The following is a 17,774-nucleotide window of genomic DNA, read 5'->3' on the forward strand; positions in this document are numbered from 1 at the left end:
CGCTGCTCGACCACCGCCGCCTGGATCGCCACCGGCGTCTCGTTCGGCGAATGCAGCGGCCGGCGCGAGCGGTCCTCCAGGCCCGCCAGGCCCGCCGCGCGATAGCGCGCCAGCCAGCGATAGCCGACCGTCGGGCTGATCCCGAAGCGCCGGCACAGAGCGCGCTTGTTCGCCCCCTCCCGGCTCGCCAAAAGCACGAACTCCCGACGCTGCGACACGATCGACACCTCCTGCCAGGGCATCGAAAGCCTCCCTCATGAGACCCTCAATGCCGATCAGAATGCGTCCACCATGTCCCCGAACACCCGTCCACCATCTCTCCGGTCTATACAGACAGGCTCAGGATGAAGCGAACGGGGGCGGCGCTGCCGCCCCCCTTACACCGTCAGCACGATCTTGCCGATGTGGGCGCTCGACTCCATGAGCGCGTGCGCCTGGGCGGCCTCGGCCAGCGGGAAGGTGCGGTTGACGATCGGCTTGACCTGGCCGGCCTCGATCAGCGGCCAGACCCGGGCCTGCAGGTTGGCCGCGATCGCCGCCTTGAAGGGCACGTCGCGGGCCCGCAGGGTCGAGCCGGTAATGGTCAGGCGCTTGACCATGACCTGGGAGAAGTTGAGCTCGACCTTAGGGCCGCCCAGGAAGGCGATGAAGACCAGCCGGCCGTCGGGCGAGAGCAGCGAGACATCGCGCGGGATGTAGTCGCCGCCGACCATGTCGAGGATCAGGTCGCAGCCGCCGGCCGCCTCCTTCACCACCGAGACGAAGTCGTCCTCGCGGTAGTTGATCGCGCGCTCGGCGCCGAGCTCCTCGCAGGCCCGGCACTTCTCGTCGCTGCCGGCGGTGGTGAAGACGCGCGCGCCGAAGCGGCTGGCCAGCTGGATCGCGACCGTGCCGATGCCGCTGGAGCCGCCGTGCACGAGGAAACGCTCGCCGGCCTTGAGGCCGCCGCGGTCGAAGACGTTGCTCCAGACCGTGAAGAAGGTCTCGGGCAGGGCCGCGGCCTCGACCATCGACAGGCCCTGCGGCACCGGCAGGCACTGGGCGGCCGGCGCCACGGCGTATTCGGCATAGCCGCCGCCGGTGACCAGGGCGCAGACCCGGTCACCGGCCCGCCAGGTCTCGACCCCCTCGCCCAGCGCCACGACCTCGCCGGCCAGCTCCAGGCCCGGGATGTCCGAGGCGCCCGGCGGCGGCGGGTAGCCGCCCTTGCGCTGCAGCACGTCGGGCCGGTTGACCCCGGCGGCGGCGACCCGGATCAGCACCTCGCCGCGGCCCGGCTGCGGCACCGGGCGGGAGGCCGGCTTCAGGGCCTCCGGGCCGCCCGGCTTGGCGATCTCGATGGCGGTCATGGTCTGGGGTATTGCCTGGGCCAAGGCTCGCTCCTTTCGTTCCGTTCTCCGCTGTCTAATATGGAGCGGCTGCAAGCGCGAGGGAGGAAAGACCGATGGACCCGCTGGACCTCGAGCCGCGCAAGGCGATCGAGAAGCCCAAGGACCTCGACCTGATGGGCGTCGAGGAGCTGAAGGACTACCTGGCCGAGCTGGAGGCCGAGGCCGAGCGCGTGCGCGCCAAGATCGCCGGCAAGACCGACTACAAGTCGGCCGCCGCGGCGCTGTTCAAGCGCTGAGGGGAGCCCGCACCCTCGGCGCCGGCCGCGGAGGCCCTAGGCGGCCCGCCGTCTCATGTAGGCCAGCCAGCCGAGGGGGCCGCCGAGCAGCACGACGACCAGCCAGCCCGGCCGCGGGCCGAAGGGGCAGCGGCTGCCGGGCGGCGGCCGCCAGGGGCCGCTGCGGCGCGCGGTCGCGACGTGCAGCAGCGGCAGCAGCCAGCCGCCGATCAGCAGGGTCCAGGCGATCCAGACAGGCATTCGATGTCGCAACCTCGGGCTGGCGGCGGCGCGCCGCAGACGCCAGATTGAGGCAGACCCTCCCCAACCCTTCTCACTCGACGGGAATCCTGACCATGACCGACCTCTCCGGCAAGACCGCGCTCGTCACCGGCTCGACCAGCGGCATCGGCGAAGCCATCGCCTGGGCTTTCGCCGCCCAGGGCGCCAACGTGGTGCTCAACGGCTTCGGCGATGCGGCGGCGATCGCCAGGCTGAAGACCGCGATGGCCGAGAAGCACGGCGTCACGGTCGTCTACGACGGCGCCGACATGAGCAAGCCCGGCGAGATCGAGGCGATGATGAAGAAGGCCGAGGCCGAGTTCGGCGCGGTCGACATCCTGGTCAACAACGCCGGCATCCAGCACACCGCCGACATCGAGGACTTCCCGCCGGAGAGGTGGGACGCGATCATCGCGATCAACCTGTCGAGCGCCTTCCACACGACGCACCACGCGCTGCCGGCGATGAAGCGGCGCGGCTGGGGCCGCATCGTCAACATCGCCTCGGCGCACGGCCTGGTCGCCTCGGCCCAGAAGGTCGCCTACGTCGCGGCCAAGCACGGCATCGTCGGCATGACCAAGGTGACGGCGCTGGAGACCGCGCGCGACGGCATCACCTGCAACGCGATCTGCCCGGGCTGGGTGCTGACCCCTCTGGTCCAGAAGCAGATCGACGCCCTGGCCGAGCGCGAGGGCCTGAGCGGCGACGAGGCGCGGGTCAAGCTGATCGGCGAGAAGATGCCGACCGCCGAGGCGGTGACCCCCGAGCAGATCGGCGGCTTCGCCGTCTTCCTCTGCTCGCCGGCCGCCGACCGGATCACCGGCTCGGCACTGTCGATCGACGGCGGCTGGACCGCCCAGTGAGCGAAGGCGCGACCCACGGCGGCCTGGCGAGCGAGACGGGCGAAATCCCTCGGAGCCTGCAGCCCGACGGCCTGTGGTGCGAGCGGCGGCGCCAGGTGCCGCCGCCCTCGCCGCGCGCCCTCTTCCTCGACCGCGATGGCGTCGTGGTCGAGGAGGTCGGCTTCCTGCACCGGCCGCAGGAGGTGCGTCTGGCGGCGGGCGCGGCGGCGCTGTGCCGGGCCGCGCGCGCCGCCGGCTGGACCGTCGTGCTGGTGACCAACCAGTCGGGCATCGGCCGCGGCCGCTACGGCTGGCCGGAGTTCGCCGCGACCCAGGCCGAGATCGAGCGGCAGCTGGCGGCGGCCGGCGCGCCGGAGCCCTTCGACCTGGTGCTCGCTTGCCCCCACCATCCCGAAGGCATCGAGCCCTACCGTCACGCCGACGCGCCGGGCCGCAAGCCGAACCCCGGCATGCTGGCCCGGGCGATCGAGCTCCTGGCGCTCGAGCCGGCGGCGAGCTGGATCGTCGGCGACCGCGCGGTCGACCTCGAGGCCGGCCGGCGCGCCGGCCTGGCCGGCGGCCTGCACCTCTCGACCGGCCACGGCCGCGACGCCGGCGAGCGCGAGCAGGCCCTGGCCTCGGCCACGCCCGCCTACCGGGTACTCGCCGCCGACGACCTCCCGGCCGCGTTGACCCTCCTGCCGCTGTCCGGCGGCTAGCTCTCCGGACCCGCAAGGACCGCGAGGCCAGCGAGCCGGCCGGCTCGCTGCGCCGCAACGGGCTTGCGCAGAGGCCGGGGTCCCGTGAAGAATAGCGTCAAGGCGTCGCACCGTGGATGGGAGCCGCGACCGGCGCAGAAGAAAACCAGAGACCAGGTCCAATTCAGGCAGCAGGGAGATATCACATGCGTCGCCACCATCCCGGACGCTTGCTCATGGAAGCCCTTTCGCGCCGCCGGTTCATGACCGGCGCGGCCGCGGTGGGCGTCAGCTTCGCCGCGCTTCCGAAGGGCGTGCTCGCCGCCGAGGAGCCGAAGCTCAACTTCTACAACTGGGACACCTACATCGGCGAGACGACGCTCGCCGACTTCAAGGAGGCGACCGGCATCGAGGTCTCGATGAGCCTCTTCGCCGACAACGCCGAGCTCTTCGCCCGCTTCAAGGAGGGCAATCCGGGCTTCGACGTGATCGTGCCGACCAACGACTACGCCGAGCGCATGATCAAAGCCGGCATCCTGGAGGAGCTCGACCACTCCAAGATCCCGAACATGAAGAACCTGGCGCCGGCCTTCCAGGACGCCGCCTTCGATCCGGGCCGCAAGCACACGATGCCCTACATGTGGGGCACCATGGGCCTCGGCTACCGCAAGTCGAAGGTCGACGGCGTGCCGGGCAGCTGGAAGGCCGTGCTCGAGAGCGACAAGTACAAGGGCCGCATCGCGCTGCTCAGCGAAGGCCGCACGATGCTCGGCATGGCGGCCAAGTACCTGGGCTACTCGCTGAACACCGGCAAGGCCGAGGAGATCAAGGCGGCCGAGGAGCTGCTGATCAAGCAGAAGCCGAACATCAAGGTCTTCGCCCAGGACAACGGCCAGGACCTGCTGCTGTCGGGCGAGGTCGACATCACCGTCGAGTGGAACGGCGACATCCTGCAGGTGATGGCCGAGGACGACGACCTCAGCTACGTCGTGCCCCAGGAAGGCTCGCTGCTCTGGCAGGACACGCTGTGCATCCCGAAGGGCGCGCCGCATCCCGACAACGCCCACAAGTTCATCAACTACATCCTCGACGCCAAGGCCGGCGCGGCGATCGCCGACTTCATCCAGTACGCCACGCCGAACGCGGCGGCGCGCAAGCTGCTGGGGCCGGACTACAACAACAACCCGGCGATCTTCCCGACCGACGAGACGATCGCGCGCTGCGAGCCGCAGACCTATCAGGGCGAAGCGGTCCAGCGGCTCTACGAGGAGGCCTGGACCCGCGTGCAGGCGGCCTGACGGCCGGGCGCCGGCCGGCGGCCTGAGGGGCGGAGCGGCGGCCGGTCCGCCCCCGCCCGGCCGCCGGCCTCCACCCACCTCCAGCGGCGGTCCGGCTCTCGATGGAAAACTGGCGCAAGCATCCCCTGGTCTTCTGGGCCTTCTCGCTGCCGCCCAGCTTCTGGCTCGTCTTCTTCTTCCTGGTCCCGCTGACCCTGGTCTGGGGCTACTCCTTCTCGGAGAAGCGCGGGATCATCGGCACCGAGCTGACCTTCACGCTCGACAACTACCTGCGCGCGCTCGAGCCGATCTACCTGGAGATCCTCTGGAAGTCGCTCGGCATGGCGGCGGCGGCGACGGCGATCTGCCTGGTCGTCGGCTATCCCGTCGCCTTCGCCATCGCCTTCGCCTCCGAGCGCCTGAAGCCCTGGCTGCTGCTGCTCGTCATCCTGCCGTTCTGGATCAACATCCTGATCCGCACCTACGCCCTGATCGCGGTGTTCCGGACGCGCGGCTACGCGAACTTCGCCTACGAGGACCTGTGGAACGCGGCCAACTGGGTGCTCAACACCGTCGGCCTCGGCCAGCTGCAGCTCATCGGCGAGCGCTTCGAGCCGATGGCGCTGCTCTACAACAACGCCGCCGTGGTCGCCGGCATCGTCTATGCCTTCTTCCCCTTCATGGTGCTGCCGCTCTACGCCAACATCGAGAAGCTCGACCGCTCCTTCATGGAGGCCAGCCTCGACCTCGGCGCCGGGCACTGGCGCACCTTCTTCTCGGTGGTCTTCCCGCTGACCTGGCACGGCGCGCTCTCGGGCATCGTCATCGTCTTCATCCCGGCGCTCGGCGCCTTCTTCATCCCCGAGCTGCTCGGCGGCACCGACAGCCAGATGATCGGCAACGTCATCGAGCGCCAGTTCAAGAGCGCCAACGACTGGCCGTTCGGCGCGGCCCTGTCGTTCCTGCTGATGTACGCCACCTTCTTCGCCCTCGCCCTGCGCGCCCTGGTCGCCGGGCGCAAGGGCGGCGGCGCGCTGGACGCCTGACGCCATGGCCGGACGCCTGACCAGCCTGCTCGGTTTCGGTCGCGACGAGCCGATCGGGCCGCTCGACTACGGCCGGCGCTGGTGGATGCGCCTGATCGTCGGCCTGACCTTCGTCTTCCTCTACGCGCCGATCGTCGTGCTGATCGCCTACAGCTTCAACGACTCGCGGCGCAACATCGTCTGGGTGCGCTTCACCACCGACTGGTACGTCAAGGCGATCCACGACCAGAGCCTGCTGGTCGCCTTCGGCAACTCCCTGACCATCGCGATCATCAACACCCTGCTGAGCACGGTCCTCGGCACCCTGACGGCCCTGCTGCTCTGGCGCTTCCGCTTCCCCCTGCGGCCGGTCTACGAGGGCGCGATCGCGCTGCCGATCGTGATCCCGGAGATCTGCATGGGCGTCGCCATGATGGCCTTCTTCGCCTGGATCGGCTGGCCCAACGACCTGCCCTGGCCGATCAGCCTGAGCAACATCGTGATCGCCCACGTCGCCTTCTCCTTCCCCTTCGTCGCGGTGATCATCCGGGCGCGCCTGGCCGGCTTCAACCGCGAGCTGGAGGACGCCGCCAAGGACCTGGGCGCCACCGAGTGGCGCACCCTGCTCGACATCATCGTGCCCTACCTGAAGCCGGCCCTGGTCGCCGGCGCGCTGATCTCCTTCACCCTGTCGCTCGACGACTTCGTCATCACCTTCTTCACCGCCGGGCCGGACACCATCACCCTGCCGGTCAAGATCTTCTCGATGGTCCGCTTCTCGGTGACGCCGGAGGTCAACGCCGCCTCGACCGTGCTGGTCGTCATCACCGTGGTCACCACCGTCCTCGCCCTGCGCCTGCAGAACGCCGGCCAGAAGGCCGGCAGCTCGGGCTGAGCCCTCCAGCCTCCGCCGCACCGAACCGCCAGCAGAGAGAGCCGCCCGATGTCCGATGCCATCATCTCGATCCAGGGAGTGACCAAGCGCTTCGGCGAGGTGACGGCGGTCGAGCGCGTCGACCTCGACATCCGCGCCGGCGAGTTCTTCGCGCTGCTCGGCCCCTCGGGCTGCGGCAAGACCACCCTGCTGCGCATGCTCGCCGGCTTCGAGCAGCCGAGCGAGGGCAGGATCCTGATCGGCGGCCAGGACATGACCGGGGTCCAGCCGAACCACCGCCCGGTCAACATGGTCTTCCAGTCCTACGCCGTGTTCCCGCACATGACGGTGTTCGACAACGTCGCCTACGGCCTCAAGGTCGCGCACACGCCGCGCGGCGAGATCGCGCCGCGGGTCAAGGAGGCGCTGGCCATGGTCCAGCTTTCCGGCTACGAGGCCCGCAAGCCCGACCAGCTGTCGGGCGGCCAGCGCCAGCGCGTCGCCCTGGCCCGCGCCCTGGTCAAGCGGCCCAAGGTGCTGCTGCTCGACGAGCCGCTCTCGGCGCTCGACGCCAAGCTGCGCGAGGCCATGCAGATCGAGCTGGTGCGCCTGCAGCAGACCGTCGGCATCACCTTCGTGATCGTGACCCACGACCAGGACGAGGCGCTGTCGATGGCCGACCGCATCGCGGTCATGGAGTCGGGCCACGTCCGCCAGGTCGCCTCGCCGCAGACGCTCTACGAGTTCCCGAGCGGCCGCTTCGTCGCCGACTTCATCGGCAAGATGAACCTCTTCGAGGGCAAGGTCGTGGCCCGCGAGGCCGCCGGCCTGTCGGTCGAGGTCGAGGGCCTCGGCCGGCTCGAGCTGCCGGCCGACGAGCGCGCGCCGGCGCCCGGCCGGGCGGTCGGCATCGCGGTCCGCCCCGAGAAGGTCGAGCTGACCCGCTCGGCACCGCCCGAGGGCTCGGTCGCGCGCCGCGGCACGGTCACCCAGGTCGCCTACTACGGCGACGTCTCCTACGTCTTCCTGGACCTCGAGGACGGCCCGGCGCTCAACGCCAACGTGATCAACGACGAGCGCGCCGCCGAGCCGCACTTCGTCAAGGGCGAGACGCTCTGGGCCGCCTGGAACCCGCGCGACTTCCTGGTGCTCGGCGAATAGGGCCGCTTCAGGCAGCGCTGCCCGCCGCGCCGACCGAGCGGACGAGGCGCGGGTAGTACCGGGCCATGCAGGCGATCCTGAGCAGCATGTAGGCGAGCAGGCTGAGCCACAGGCCGTCGTTGCCCCAGCGCGGCAGCAGCAGGTGCAGCACCGCGAGATAGAGCAGCAGGGCGGCGATCATCGCGTTGCGCATCTCGGCCGTCGCGGTCGCGCCGATGAACACGCCGTCGATCTGGTAGGCGCCGACCGCGAAGAGCGGCAGCAGCACCATCCAGGGCAGGTACCGGCCGGCCGCGGCCTGGACCGCCGGGATGTCGGTGTAGAGCGCGACCAGCGCCGGCCCGAGGGCCCAGAGCGCCAACGACAGCAGCAGGGCGAGCACCGCGGCCTGCTGGGCCGAGACCGAGATGGCGGAGCGGAAGGCGGCGAGGCTGCGCGCGCCGAGGGCGCCGCCGACCAGCACCTCGGCGGCATGGGCGAAGCCGTCGAGGCCGTTGGCGACGATCTGCAGCAGGTTCTGCAGGATCGCGTTGCCGGCCAGGGTGACGTCGTCCATCTGCGCGCTCTTGGCGGTGAAGACGGCGAAGCCGGTGACCAGGCAGAGCGTGCGCACGAAGAGGTCGAGGTTGACCTTCAGCAGCGCGACCAGCTTGTCGCGCTCGGCCAGCCGGCCGAGGTGGAAGCGGCCCGGCAGGCGGCGCAGCTCGCGGGCGATCAGCCAGAGGCCGAAGGCCAGCGCCGCGTACTCGGCGATCACCGAGGCCAGGGCGACGCCGTCGATGTCCATGCCCAGGCCGAAGACGAAGGCGAGGTTGAGTGCGACGTTGAGGCCGTTGAGCAGCAGCTGCAGGGCGAAGACGGCGCGGGCGTTCTGCACCGCCAGCAGCCAGCCGATCACGGCATAGGTCATCAGCACCGCCGGGGTCGACCAGATGCGGATCGCGACGTAGCGGCCGGCGAAGGCCGTGACCTGCTCGCTGGCGCCGACGAGCGGCAGCGCCAAGTGCTCGATCGGCAGCTGCAGCAGCACGACCAGCAGGCCGAAGCCGAGCCCGAGCAGCAGGGCGCGGCCGAGCACGTCGCGCAGCGCGTCGGGACGGCCGGCGCCGAAGGCCTGCGCCGCCAGCCCGGTGGTGCCCATCTTGAGGAACGCGAAGCTCCAGTGGATGTAGCTGAACACCAGGGCCGCGACCGCGACCGCGCCGATGTAGGCCGGGTCGGGCAGCCGGCCCATCACGGCGGTATCGACCGTGCCGACCAGCGGCACCGAGGCGTTCGACAGGATGATCGGGCCGGCGATCGCCGCGACCCGCCGGTGCCAGCCGCGCCGGGTCTGGGGAAGGGGCGCGCCGGTCTCGTCGAGAACGTCCGTCACGGCGGCGTCCCCCTCACCCTCCCACGGCCTGACGGCCGCGGGCCCCTCCCTCTCCCCTGAGGGGCGAGGCAAGAAACAAGCGCTGCGTCGAATCCCTCGCCCCTTCGGGGAGAGGGAGGGGCCCACGCGACAGCGTGGGAGGGTGAGGGGGACGCACGCTCCGACCCCTACCGTGCGATCGCGTAGCCCTGCATGAAGCGCGGGTTGGCGGCGGCCTTGAGCAGGCCGCCGGGCTCGCGGGCGACGGCCGAGAGGCGGCCCAGCGACCAGTCCTCGCGGACCTCGACGCGGTGGCCGCGCGCGGTCAGCGCGGTCACGGTCTGCGGCGGGAAGCGGCCCTCCACGGCGAGGCTGCCGAGGTCGGCGTTGCGCGGCCAGAAGGACGAGGGCATGTGGTCGGTCTGGAAGCTCGGGTGGTCGATCGCCTCCTGCAGGTTCAGGCCGTGGCAGGCGTGGCGCAGGAACAGGCCGAGGCTCCACTGGTCCTGGTAGTCGCCGCCGGGCGTGCCGAAGACCATGTAGGGCTCGCCCTCGCGCAGCACGAGGTTGACCGAGAGCGTCGAGCGCGGCCGCTTGCCCGGCTCGAGGGTCGAGGGCTGGCCCTCCTCGAGCCAGAACATCTGGCCGCGGCTGTTGAGGCAGAAGCCGAGCTCCGGCACCACCGGGCTCGACTGCAGCCAGCCGCCCGAGGGCGTCGCCCCGACCATGTTGCCCCAGCGGTCGATGACGTCGATGTGGCAGGTGTCGCCTTTCGTCACCCCGCCGGTCTGCACCGTCGGCTCGCCGCCGCCCAGGGAGTCGAACTCCTCGTCGCCGCCGCGCTGCGCCAGCAGGCCCTCCAGGTTGGCCTCGTAGCCGGCGACCCGCCCGGGCCGCAGCTCCAGCGAGGCGCGCTCGCCGATCAGCTTGCGGCGCTCGTCGTTGTAGGCGTCGGACAGCAGCGTCTCCATCGGCACGGAGACGAAGTCCGGGTCGCCGTAGTAGGCCTCGCGGTCGGCGAAGGCGAGCTTGGCCGCCTCGGTGACCAGATGCACGAAGTCCGGCCCGGCCGGGTCGAGGGCCTTCAGGTCGAAGCCCTTGAGCAGGGCGAGCTGCTGCAGCAGCACCGGGCCCTGGCTCCAGGGCCCGCCCTTGCAGACGGTCCAGCCGTGGAAGTCGTAGGTCAGCGGCGCCTCGTAGCTGGCCTGCCAGCCGGCCAGGTCCTGGGCGGCCAGCACGCCGCGATGGCGCTGCCCGGAGGAGTCCATCAGCGGCTCGGCCCGGCAGAAGCGCTCCAGCGACTCGGCGACGAAGCCCTGGGACCAGGCCCGGCGCATGCCCTCGATCTGCGCCTCGCGGCCGGCGCCGGCGGCCTCGCCCTCGGCCAGCAGGCGCTCGTAGGTGTCGGCCAGGGTCGGGTTGCGGAACAGCCGGCCCGGGGTCGGCAGGTCGCCGCCCGGCAGGTAGAGCGCGGCCGAGCTCGGCCACTCCTCGCGGAACAGCTTCTCGACGCGCTCGATGGTCGCGCGGATCAGCGGCACCAGGGGATAGCCGTCGCGGGCGTAGCCGATCGCGTACTTCAGCACCTCGCGCGGCGGCAGCGTGCCGTAGTCGCGCAGCAGCTGCAGCCAGGCGTCGAAGGCGCCCGGCACGACGGTCGCCAGGAAGCCGGCGCCCGGCACCATGTCCAGGCCCTCGCCGCGGTAGTGCGCGATGGTCGCGCCGGCCGGCGCCGTGCCCTGGCCGCAGAGGATGCGCACCCGGCCCTCGGCCGCCGCGCGCAGCACGATCGGCACCTCGCCGCCCAGGCCGTTCAGGTGCGGCTCGACGACCTGCAGGGTGAAGCCGCCGGCGACCGCGGCGTCGAAGGCGTTGCCGCCCTGCTCCAGCACCGACATCGCGACCGCCGAGGCCAGCCAGTGGGTCGAGCCGACGGCGCCGAAGGTGCCGCGCAGTTCCGGGCGGGTGGTGAAGCTCATGGCCAGCGGCCCTCCATGGATTCCGGATATCGCGGCTGGCGACTATAGCGGCCGTGCCGGCGCCGACAATCGGGGGGCGGCGCAACCCTGCCGTCCCCTCGTCGGCGGCGCGGCACCGGCATGCCGGCAGCCCCGTGGCGCAAGTCGCGCACACTTGCTATGAAGCGGCTCCTTCATTCGAGAGCGCGAGCGACCATGGCGATCCAGCACCCCTACCTGATGTTCCTCGGCGATGCCCCCGACCAGCTCGCCGCCAAGACCGCGGCCGGCGTCGCCCACTGGCGGCCCGACTGGTGCGTCGGCCAGCTGCGCCTGCCCGACTGCCACGCCGACCTGGGCCTGAAGGACATGACCATCGCCGAGGCCAAGGCCGCCGGCGTCAAGTCGGTGATCGTCGGCGTCGCCAACCGCGGCGGCAAGATCTCCGAGGCCTGGATCACGGTGCTGACCGAGGCCCTGGCCTCCGGCATGGACCTGGCCTCCGGCCTGCACAAGAAGCTGGTCGACGTGCCGGCGCTGCGCGAGGCCGCCAAGGTGCACGGCCGCCAGCTCTTCGACGTGCGCCACCCGACCCGCGACTTCGACGTCGCCAACGGCAAGACGCGCCCGGGCAAGCGCCTGCTGACCGTCGGCACCGACTGCTCGGTCGGCAAGATGTACACCTCGCTGGCGCTCGAGGCCGAGATGCGCAAGCGCGGCATGAAGGCCGACTTCCGGGCGACCGGCCAGACCGGCATCTTCATCGCCGGCGACGGCGTCTCGATCGACGCGGTGATCGCCGATTTCATCTCCGGCGCCGTCGAGTGGCTGACCCCGGCCAACGACGCGGACCACTGGGACCTGGTCGAGGGCCAGGGCTCGCTGTTTCACGCCTCCTTCGCCGGCGTCACCATCGGCCTGATCCACGGCGCGCAGCCGGACGCCCTGGTGCTCTGCCACGAGCCGACCCGCAAGCACATGCGCGGCCTGCCCGACTACCAGCTGCCGCCGCTCGGCCTCTGCATGGAGCGCAACCTGGAGGCGGCCCGGCTGACCAACCCGAAGGCCAGGTTCGTCGGCATCGCGATCAACACCTCGGGCCTGAAGCCGGACGCCGCCGAGACCTACCTGGAGACGGTCTCCAAGGAGTACGACCTGCCGGCCGTCGATCCGGTGCGCCACGGCGTCGGCGCCATCGTCGACAACCTCGACTGAGCCCCGGGGGATCGCAGGTCGTGCAGCTGACCGCCGAAGCCGAGTCCTGGCGGCTCGCCGCCGCCTTCACGATCTCCCGCGGCACCAAGACCCACGCCCAGCCCGTCGTCGCGACGCTGTCGGACGGCGGGCAGCGGGGCCGCGGCGAGTGCGTGCCCTACGCCCGCTACGGCGAGACGATCGAGTCGGTGCTGCAGCAGATCGAGGGCCTTCGGCCGGCGATCGAGGCGGGCCGGCTCGACCGCCAGGGCCTGCAGTCGCTGCTGCCGGCCGGGGCGGCGCGCAACGCCCTCGACTGCGCCTTCTGGGACCTGGAGGCGAAGCGCGCCGGCCGGCCGGCCTGGGCGCTCGCGGGCCTCGCCGAGCCGGGGCCGGTGACCACGGCCTACACCCTGTCGCTCGACACGCCGGAGAAGATGGGCCGGCAGGCCGCCGCCAACGCGACGCGGCCGCTGCTCAAGCTCAAGCTGGCCGGCCCCGAGGACCTGGAGCGGGTGCGGGCGGTGCGCGCCAACGCGCTGGCCTCGACCATCGTGGTCGACGCCAACGAAGGCTGGACCGTCGAGCACTACAACCGGCTGGCGCCGGCCCTGAAGGACCTCGGCGTCGCGATGATCGAGCAGCCCTTCCCGGCCGGCGAGGATGCGGTGCTGCACGACCTGGAGCGCCCGGTGCCGCTCTGTGCCGACGAATCCTGCCACGACGCCTCGACCCTCGACGGCCTGGTCGGCAAGTACGACATCGTCAACCTGAAGCTCGACAAGACCGGCGGCCTGACCGAGGGCCTGAAGCTCAAGGCGCGCGCCGCCGAGCTCGGCTTCGAGCTGATGGTCGGCTGCATGGTCGCGACCTCGCTGGCCATGGCGCCGGCCCTCCTGCTGGCCCAGGGCGCCAAGGTCGTCGACCTGGACGGCCCGCTGCTGCTGGCCGAGGACCGCGAGCCGCCGCTCCGGTTCGAGGGCAGCACGGTCTTCCCGGCCGAGCCGGCGCTCTGGGGGTAGAGCCCGATCCGATCGCATCGTGCCGATGCGATCGGTGAACCGGCCTCTTCTCGCGGGCCCGCGGGCAGCCGGGCCGGGGCGGGCTCAGCCCGCCTCGGCGTCCCGGCGGCGCATCTCCTTCTTGCGCTCGTGCGGGTCGAGCATCCGCTTGCGCAGGCGGATCGAGGCCGGCGTGACCTCGACCAGCTCGTCCTCCTCGATGTAGGCCAGGGCCTGCTCCAGGGCGAAGCGGCGCGGCGTCGTCAGGCGCACCGCCTCGTCCTTGTTGGCGGCGCGGATGTTGGTCAGCTGCTTGGCCTTCAGCGGGTTGACCTCGAGGTCGTTGCCGCGGCTGTGCTCGCCGATGATCATGCCCTCGTAGACCGGGGTGCCCGGCTCGACGAAGATCAGGCCGCGGTCCTCCAGGTTCCACAGGGCGTAGGCCACCGCCTCGCCGGTCGCGTTGGAGATCAGCACGCCGTTGCGCCGTCCCGGGATCGGGCCCTTGTAGGGCGCGTAGGAGTGGAACAGCCGGTGCATGATGCCGGTGCCGCGGGTGTCGGTCAGGAACTCGCCGTGGTAGCCGATCAGGCCGCGCGCCGGGGCGTGGAACACCAGCCGCAGCTTGCCGCCGCCCGACGGCCGCATCTCCTGCAGCTCGGCCTTGCGCTGGCTCATCTTGTCGACGACGACGCCGGAGAACTCCTCGTCGACGTCGACCTGGACCTCCTCGATCGGCTCCAGGCGCTGGCCGTTCTCGGTCTTGAACAGCACGCGCGGCCGGCTGATCGACAGCTCGTAGCCCTCGCGGCGCATGTTCTCGATCAGCACGCCGAGCTGCAGCTCGCCGCGGCCGGCGACCTCGAAGGCGTCCTTGTCGGCGGTCTCGGCGATGCGGATCGCGACGTTGCCCTCGGCCTCGCGCAGCAGGCGGGCCCGGATCATCCGGCTGGTCACCTTGTCGCCCTCGCGGCCGGCGTAGGGCGAGTCGTTGACCGAGAAGGTCATCGCCAGCGTCGGCGGGTCGATCGGCTGCGAGGGGATCGCGGCCTCGACCGAGAGGTCGCAGATCGTGTCGGCGACGGTGGTGTGGGCGAGCCCGGCGATGGCGACGATGTCGCCGGCCGAGGCCTCCTCGACCGGCACCCGCTCGAGGCCGCGGAAGGCCAGCAGCTTGGTCAGGCGCGCGCGCTCCAGCTCCTTGCCGTGGCGGTTCATCGACTTGACCGTCGAGTTGATGCGCGCGGTGCCGGAGAGGATGCGGCCGGTCAGGATGCGGCCGAGGAAGGGATCCGCCTCCAGGGTCGTCGCCAGCATGCGGAACGGCCCCTCCTCGGTCGTCGGCGCCGGCACCCGCTCGACGATCATGTCGAACAGCGCGTCCATGTTCTCGCGCGGCGCGTCCGGGTCGGCGACCGCCCAGCCCTGCTTGGCCGAGGCGAAGAGCGTCGGGAAGTCGAGCTGCGCCTCGTTGGCGTCGAGCACGCTGAACAGGTCGAAGACCTCGTCCTGGACCTCGTAGGGCCGGGCCTCGGGCTTGTCGGCCTTGTTGATCACCACGATCGGCTTCAGGCCGTGGGCCAGTGCCTTCATGGTGACGAACTTGGTCTGCGGCATCGGCCCCTCGGCGGCGTCGACCAGCAGCAGCACGCCGTCGACCATCGAGAGGATGCGCTCGACCTCGCCGCCGAAGTCGGCGTGGCCGGGCGTGTCGACGATGTTGAGCCGGACTCCCTTCCACTCGACCGAGGTGCACTTGGCCAGGATCGTGATCCCGCGCTCGCGCTCCAGGTCGTTGGAATCCATGGCGCGTTCGGCGACCTGCTGGTTGGCGCGCAGGGCGCCGGACTGCCGGAGCAGCTGGTCGACCAGGGTGGTCTTGCCGTGGTCGACGTGAGCGATGATCGCCAGGTTGCGCAGATCGTTGCGCATGGTCATTCCTTCGAACAGAGGGCGGTTGGGAGCCGGAAAATCCGTCAGCCGAACGTCTCGCGCGCCAGTTCGGCGAGCGAGCGCTCCGGTCGCGGTCCCATATGGGTGATCACCTCGCCCGCCGCCAGGGAGCCGTAGCGCCCGCAGGCCGCGAGATCGAGATTCTTGCTGTAGCCGTAGAGGAATCCGGCGGCATAGGCGTCGCCGGCGCCGGTCGAGTCGACCAGCGGGCCGAGGCTCATGGCCGCGACCTCGTGGGCCTGGCCGTCGGCCAGGATCAGCGAGCCCTTCTCGCTGCGCGTCAGCGCCGCGATCTCGCAATGGCCGCGCACCGCGGCGGCGGCCGTATCGAAGTCCTTCGCCTCGTAGAGCGACAGGATCTCGGTCTCGTTGGCGAAGAGGATGTCGACATGGCCGTCGACCAGCTCGCGGAACGACTCGCGGTGGCGGTCGACGCAGAAGGCGTCGGACAGACTGAGCGCGATCTTGGCGCCGGCGCCGCGCGCCGTCTCGGCGGCCTTCAGGAAGGCCTGCTTGGCCGGCGGCGCGTCCCAGAGATAGCCCTCGAGGTAGAGCACCTTGCCGGCGCCGACCAGCTCCAGGTCCAGGTCGTCCGGGCCGAAGGTCACCGAGGTGCCGAGATAGGTCGCCATGGTGCGCTGGGCGTCGGGGGTCACGAAGATCAGGCAGCGCGCCGTCGGCGCGCCCTCGGTCGCCGGCGCGACCCGGTAGAGCGTGCCGCCGGTCGTGATGTCGTGCCGGAAGATGCCACCCAGCTGGTCGTCCCGGACCTTGCCGATGAAGCCGCCGCTGGCGCCCAGCGAGGCGAGGCCGGCCATGGTGTTGGCGGCCGAGCCGCCGGAGCTCTCGACGGCCGGCCCCATGGCGGCGTAGAGCGCTTCCGCGCGCGCGGTGTCGATCAGGGTCATCGAGCCCTTCTCCAGCGACTGCTCGCTGAGGAAGGCCTCGTCGGCATGGGTCAGGACGTCGACGATCGCGTTGCCGATGCCGACGACATCCAGGCTGCCCGGCTGCATGCAGTTTCCTCCGTTGTGACGGAATTCGGCGCGCCCTATAGCAGGTCGGGCTTAAGATTTCATCTTTTGCGTTGCAGCAAGCGGCGGGCTATGGATTCCGCATGATCGCCGATCTCGCCAAGGCCTTCGGCCAGCTGTCGGATCCCGCCGCCCGCGGCGTGCTCTGGCGGGCCCTGTTCTTTTCGCTCCTGACCTTCGTCGCGCTCTGGGTGGCGGCCGGCTTCGGCCTCAGCTACGTCGGCGACGGCCTGGTCGCCTGGATCCAGGCCCAGGGCGTCGGCGGCTGGCTGCTCTCGGTCGTCGAGGTGCTGTTCGGCCTGGCCTGGCTGAGCGCCCTGATCCTGGTCAGCTTCTTCCTGTTCCCGGCCTTCGTCGCGACGGTGCTGTCGTTCCTGCTCGACGACGTCTGCCGGGCGGTCGAGGCGCGCCACTTTCCCGGCCTGCCGCCGGCGCGCGAGCCGCCGCTGATGGAGGAGATCCTCGACGGCCTGCGCTTCGCGGCCGTGACCATCGGCCTCAACCTGCTGGCGCTGCCGCTCTATTTGCTGCTGCTCTTTATCCCACCGGCCAACGTTCTGCTGTATTATGGCCTGAACGGCTACCTCTTCGGCCGCGAGTATTTCGAGCTGGTGGCCGCCCGCCGGCTCGAGGGGGGCCAGGCGCGGACCCTGAGAAAGCGAAACGGCGGCTCGGTTTTTCTCAGCGGCGCAGTGATTGCCTTATTGTTGACGCTGCCGCTGATCAACATCATCACACCGATCGTGGCTACGGCCTTCATGCTGCACCGATTCGAGAAGATGCGCCGACGCGGCTGAAAACGGCACGAAAACCCGGCCGGAAGGTCGGAAAGGACTGGCGGCGCGGTCGGCTTTCGAAGTATTCGAACAGAGAAGGGATGATAAATCGATGTTCGGACGACGCAAAACCGGTACCGGGGACGAACGGATGGACAGCTCTGCCGAGCCCGTGACGCGGGAGCCCGGCGCAGCGCGCAGCAGCCGGCCCGATGCGGCGGCCGTCCTGGAGCGACAGCCGACCCCGCCGATCCGCGAGCCGTTGCGACGGCCGACACAGGAGAACCGTCCGATGGCCAGCAAGCAGAACGACGAGACCGAAGGCAAGAAGCTGACCGTCGGCAAGGGTATCCGCCTGTCCGGCGAGATCACCGCCTGCGAGAAGCTGGTGGTCGAGGGCCAGGTCGAGGCCGACCTGACCGGCGCCCAGGACCTGGTCGTCGCCGAGAGCGGCCTGTTCAAGGGCCGGGCCATCGTCGACCGCGCCGAGATCAGCGGCACCTTCGAGGGCGAGCTGACCGTGCGCGAGGTGCTGAACCTGCACGGCAGCGGCCTGATCGACGGCACCCTGAAGTACGCCGAGATGGAGATCGAGCGCGGCGGCCGCGTGCGCGGCACGATCGAGGAGCTCGATCGGGCCCAGGCGGCCAAGCCGAGCGGCCCGACGCCGGTGGCGACCTCGTCGCGCGAGACCGAGAAGGAGCCGGGCGCGGCCAAGTCTGAAGCCGCGGCCAGCTGA

Annotated in this window: 18 protein-coding genes; 11 read left to right on the forward strand and 7 right to left on the reverse strand. The window is 70.9% G+C overall.

The genetic code is table 11. The features are described from left to right. Together B9O00_RS15910 and B9O00_RS15915 are read right to left on the reverse strand one after the other, a co-directional pair. On the reverse strand, positions 1-242 hold a 242-nt coding region (locus tag B9O00_RS15910), incomplete at its 3' end, for a helix-turn-helix domain-containing protein (protein ID WP_143596252.1). A gap of 135 nt (positions 243-377) precedes the next feature. Further along, positions 378-1,349: an NAD(P)H-quinone oxidoreductase gene (locus B9O00_RS15915; protein ID WP_200808544.1), complete on the reverse strand. Its 972-nt coding sequence runs from the start codon at positions 1,347-1,349 to the stop codon at positions 378-380. 95 nt (positions 1,350-1,444) lie between these two features. Between B9O00_RS15915 and B9O00_RS15920 the strand changes: the two genes are divergently transcribed. Next, entirely contained in the window at positions 1,445-1,627 is a 183-nt protein-coding gene (locus B9O00_RS15920) for a DUF1192 domain-containing protein (RefSeq protein ID WP_085123687.1), read from the forward strand. A gap of 36 nt (positions 1,628-1,663) precedes the next feature. Here the strand turns inward: B9O00_RS15920 and B9O00_RS15925 are convergent, their stop codons facing one another. Then, positions 1,664-1,867: a hypothetical protein gene (locus tag B9O00_RS15925; RefSeq protein ID WP_085123688.1), complete on the reverse strand. Its 204-nt coding sequence runs from the start codon at positions 1,865-1,867 to the stop codon at positions 1,664-1,666. Between the two features lie 95 nt (positions 1,868-1,962). On the opposite strand from B9O00_RS15925, the gene B9O00_RS15930 reads away from it, so the two are divergent. The 6 genes from B9O00_RS15930 (at position 1,963) to B9O00_RS15955 (ending at position 7,765) form a co-directional block, all read left to right on the forward strand. Beyond that, positions 1,963-2,751 carry a 3-hydroxybutyrate dehydrogenase gene (locus B9O00_RS15930; protein ID WP_085123689.1) on the forward strand — a complete coding sequence of 263 codons (789 nt, stop codon included), beginning with the start codon at positions 1,963-1,965 and terminating at the stop codon, positions 2,749-2,751. Beyond that, positions 2,748-3,449: a D-glycero-alpha-D-manno-heptose-1,7-bisphosphate 7-phosphatase gene (locus tag B9O00_RS15935; protein ID WP_200808539.1), complete on the forward strand. Its 702-nt coding sequence runs from the start codon at positions 2,748-2,750 to the stop codon at positions 3,447-3,449. The genes B9O00_RS15930 and B9O00_RS15935 overlap by 4 nt, the downstream gene beginning before the upstream one ends. Positions 3,450-3,664: 215 nt before the next feature. Then, on the forward strand, positions 3,665-4,726 hold the full coding sequence (locus B9O00_RS15940; RefSeq protein ID WP_089229573.1) for an ABC transporter substrate-binding protein: 1,062 nt from the start codon (positions 3,665-3,667) through the stop codon (positions 4,724-4,726). Positions 4,727-4,827: 101 nt separating this feature from the next. Next, positions 4,828-5,751 carry an ABC transporter permease gene (locus tag B9O00_RS15945; RefSeq protein WP_085123691.1) on the forward strand — a complete coding sequence of 308 codons (924 nt, stop codon included), beginning with the start codon at positions 4,828-4,830 and terminating at the stop codon, positions 5,749-5,751. A gap of 4 nt (positions 5,752-5,755) precedes the next feature. After that, complete coding sequence (locus B9O00_RS15950) at positions 5,756-6,625, forward strand: ABC transporter permease (RefSeq protein WP_085123692.1); 870 nt, start codon at positions 5,756-5,758, stop codon at positions 6,623-6,625. Positions 6,626-6,673: 48 nt separating this feature from the next. After that, a complete protein-coding gene (locus B9O00_RS15955) occupies positions 6,674-7,765 on the forward strand; it encodes an ABC transporter ATP-binding protein (protein WP_085123693.1) in 1,092 nt (363 codons plus the stop codon). Between the two features lie 7 nt (positions 7,766-7,772). Here B9O00_RS15955 and B9O00_RS15960 read toward each other — a convergent pair whose 3' ends face one another. Both B9O00_RS15960 and B9O00_RS15965 read right to left on the reverse strand, forming a co-directional pair. Beyond that, positions 7,773-9,140: an MATE family efflux transporter gene (locus tag B9O00_RS15960; protein WP_085123694.1), complete on the reverse strand. Its 1,368-nt coding sequence runs from the start codon at positions 9,138-9,140 to the stop codon at positions 7,773-7,775. 167 nt (positions 9,141-9,307) lie between these two features. Beyond that, entirely contained in the window at positions 9,308-11,098 is a 1,791-nt protein-coding gene (locus B9O00_RS15965) for a gamma-glutamyltransferase family protein (RefSeq protein ID WP_089229572.1), read from the reverse strand. Between the two features lie 195 nt (positions 11,099-11,293). On the opposite strand from B9O00_RS15965, the gene dgcN reads away from it, so the two are divergent. Together dgcN and dgcA are read left to right on the forward strand one after the other, a co-directional pair. Beyond that, on the forward strand, positions 11,294-12,292 hold the full coding sequence (dgcN, locus tag B9O00_RS15970) for an N-acetyltransferase DgcN (RefSeq protein ID WP_085123696.1): 999 nt from the start codon (positions 11,294-11,296) through the stop codon (positions 12,290-12,292). A 20-nt stretch (positions 12,293-12,312) separates the two neighbouring features. Next, positions 12,313-13,293, forward strand: coding sequence for an N-acetyl-D-Glu racemase DgcA (gene dgcA, locus B9O00_RS15975; protein WP_085123697.1), 981 nt, complete (start codon positions 12,313-12,315; stop codon positions 13,291-13,293). 84 nt (positions 13,294-13,377) lie between these two features. Here the strand turns inward: dgcA and typA are convergent, their stop codons facing one another. Next, positions 13,378-15,204, reverse strand: a complete 1,827-nt coding sequence (typA, locus tag B9O00_RS15980; protein ID WP_085123698.1) for a translational GTPase TypA — start codon at positions 15,202-15,204, stop codon at positions 13,378-13,380. A 44-nt stretch (positions 15,205-15,248) separates the two neighbouring features. Then, the gene (locus tag B9O00_RS15985; protein ID WP_085123699.1) at positions 15,249-16,241 is read right to left on the reverse strand and encodes an adenosine kinase; all 993 of its coding nucleotides are present in this window, start codon (positions 16,239-16,241) and stop codon (positions 15,249-15,251) included. Between the two features lie 101 nt (positions 16,242-16,342). Between B9O00_RS15985 and B9O00_RS15990 the strand changes: the two genes are divergently transcribed. Together B9O00_RS15990 and B9O00_RS15995 are read left to right on the forward strand one after the other, a co-directional pair. Further along, entirely contained in the window at positions 16,343-17,056 is a 714-nt protein-coding gene (locus B9O00_RS15990) for an EI24 domain-containing protein (protein ID WP_085123700.1), read from the forward strand. Positions 17,057-17,327: 271 nt separating this feature from the next. Next, complete coding sequence (locus B9O00_RS15995; RefSeq protein WP_159460234.1) at positions 17,328-17,774, forward strand: bactofilin family protein; 447 nt, start codon at positions 17,328-17,330, stop codon at positions 17,772-17,774.

It is taken from the genome of Tistlia consotensis USBA 355 (assembly GCF_900177295.1).
GTDB lineage: Bacteria > Pseudomonadota > Alphaproteobacteria > Kiloniellales > DSM-21159 > Tistlia > Tistlia consotensis.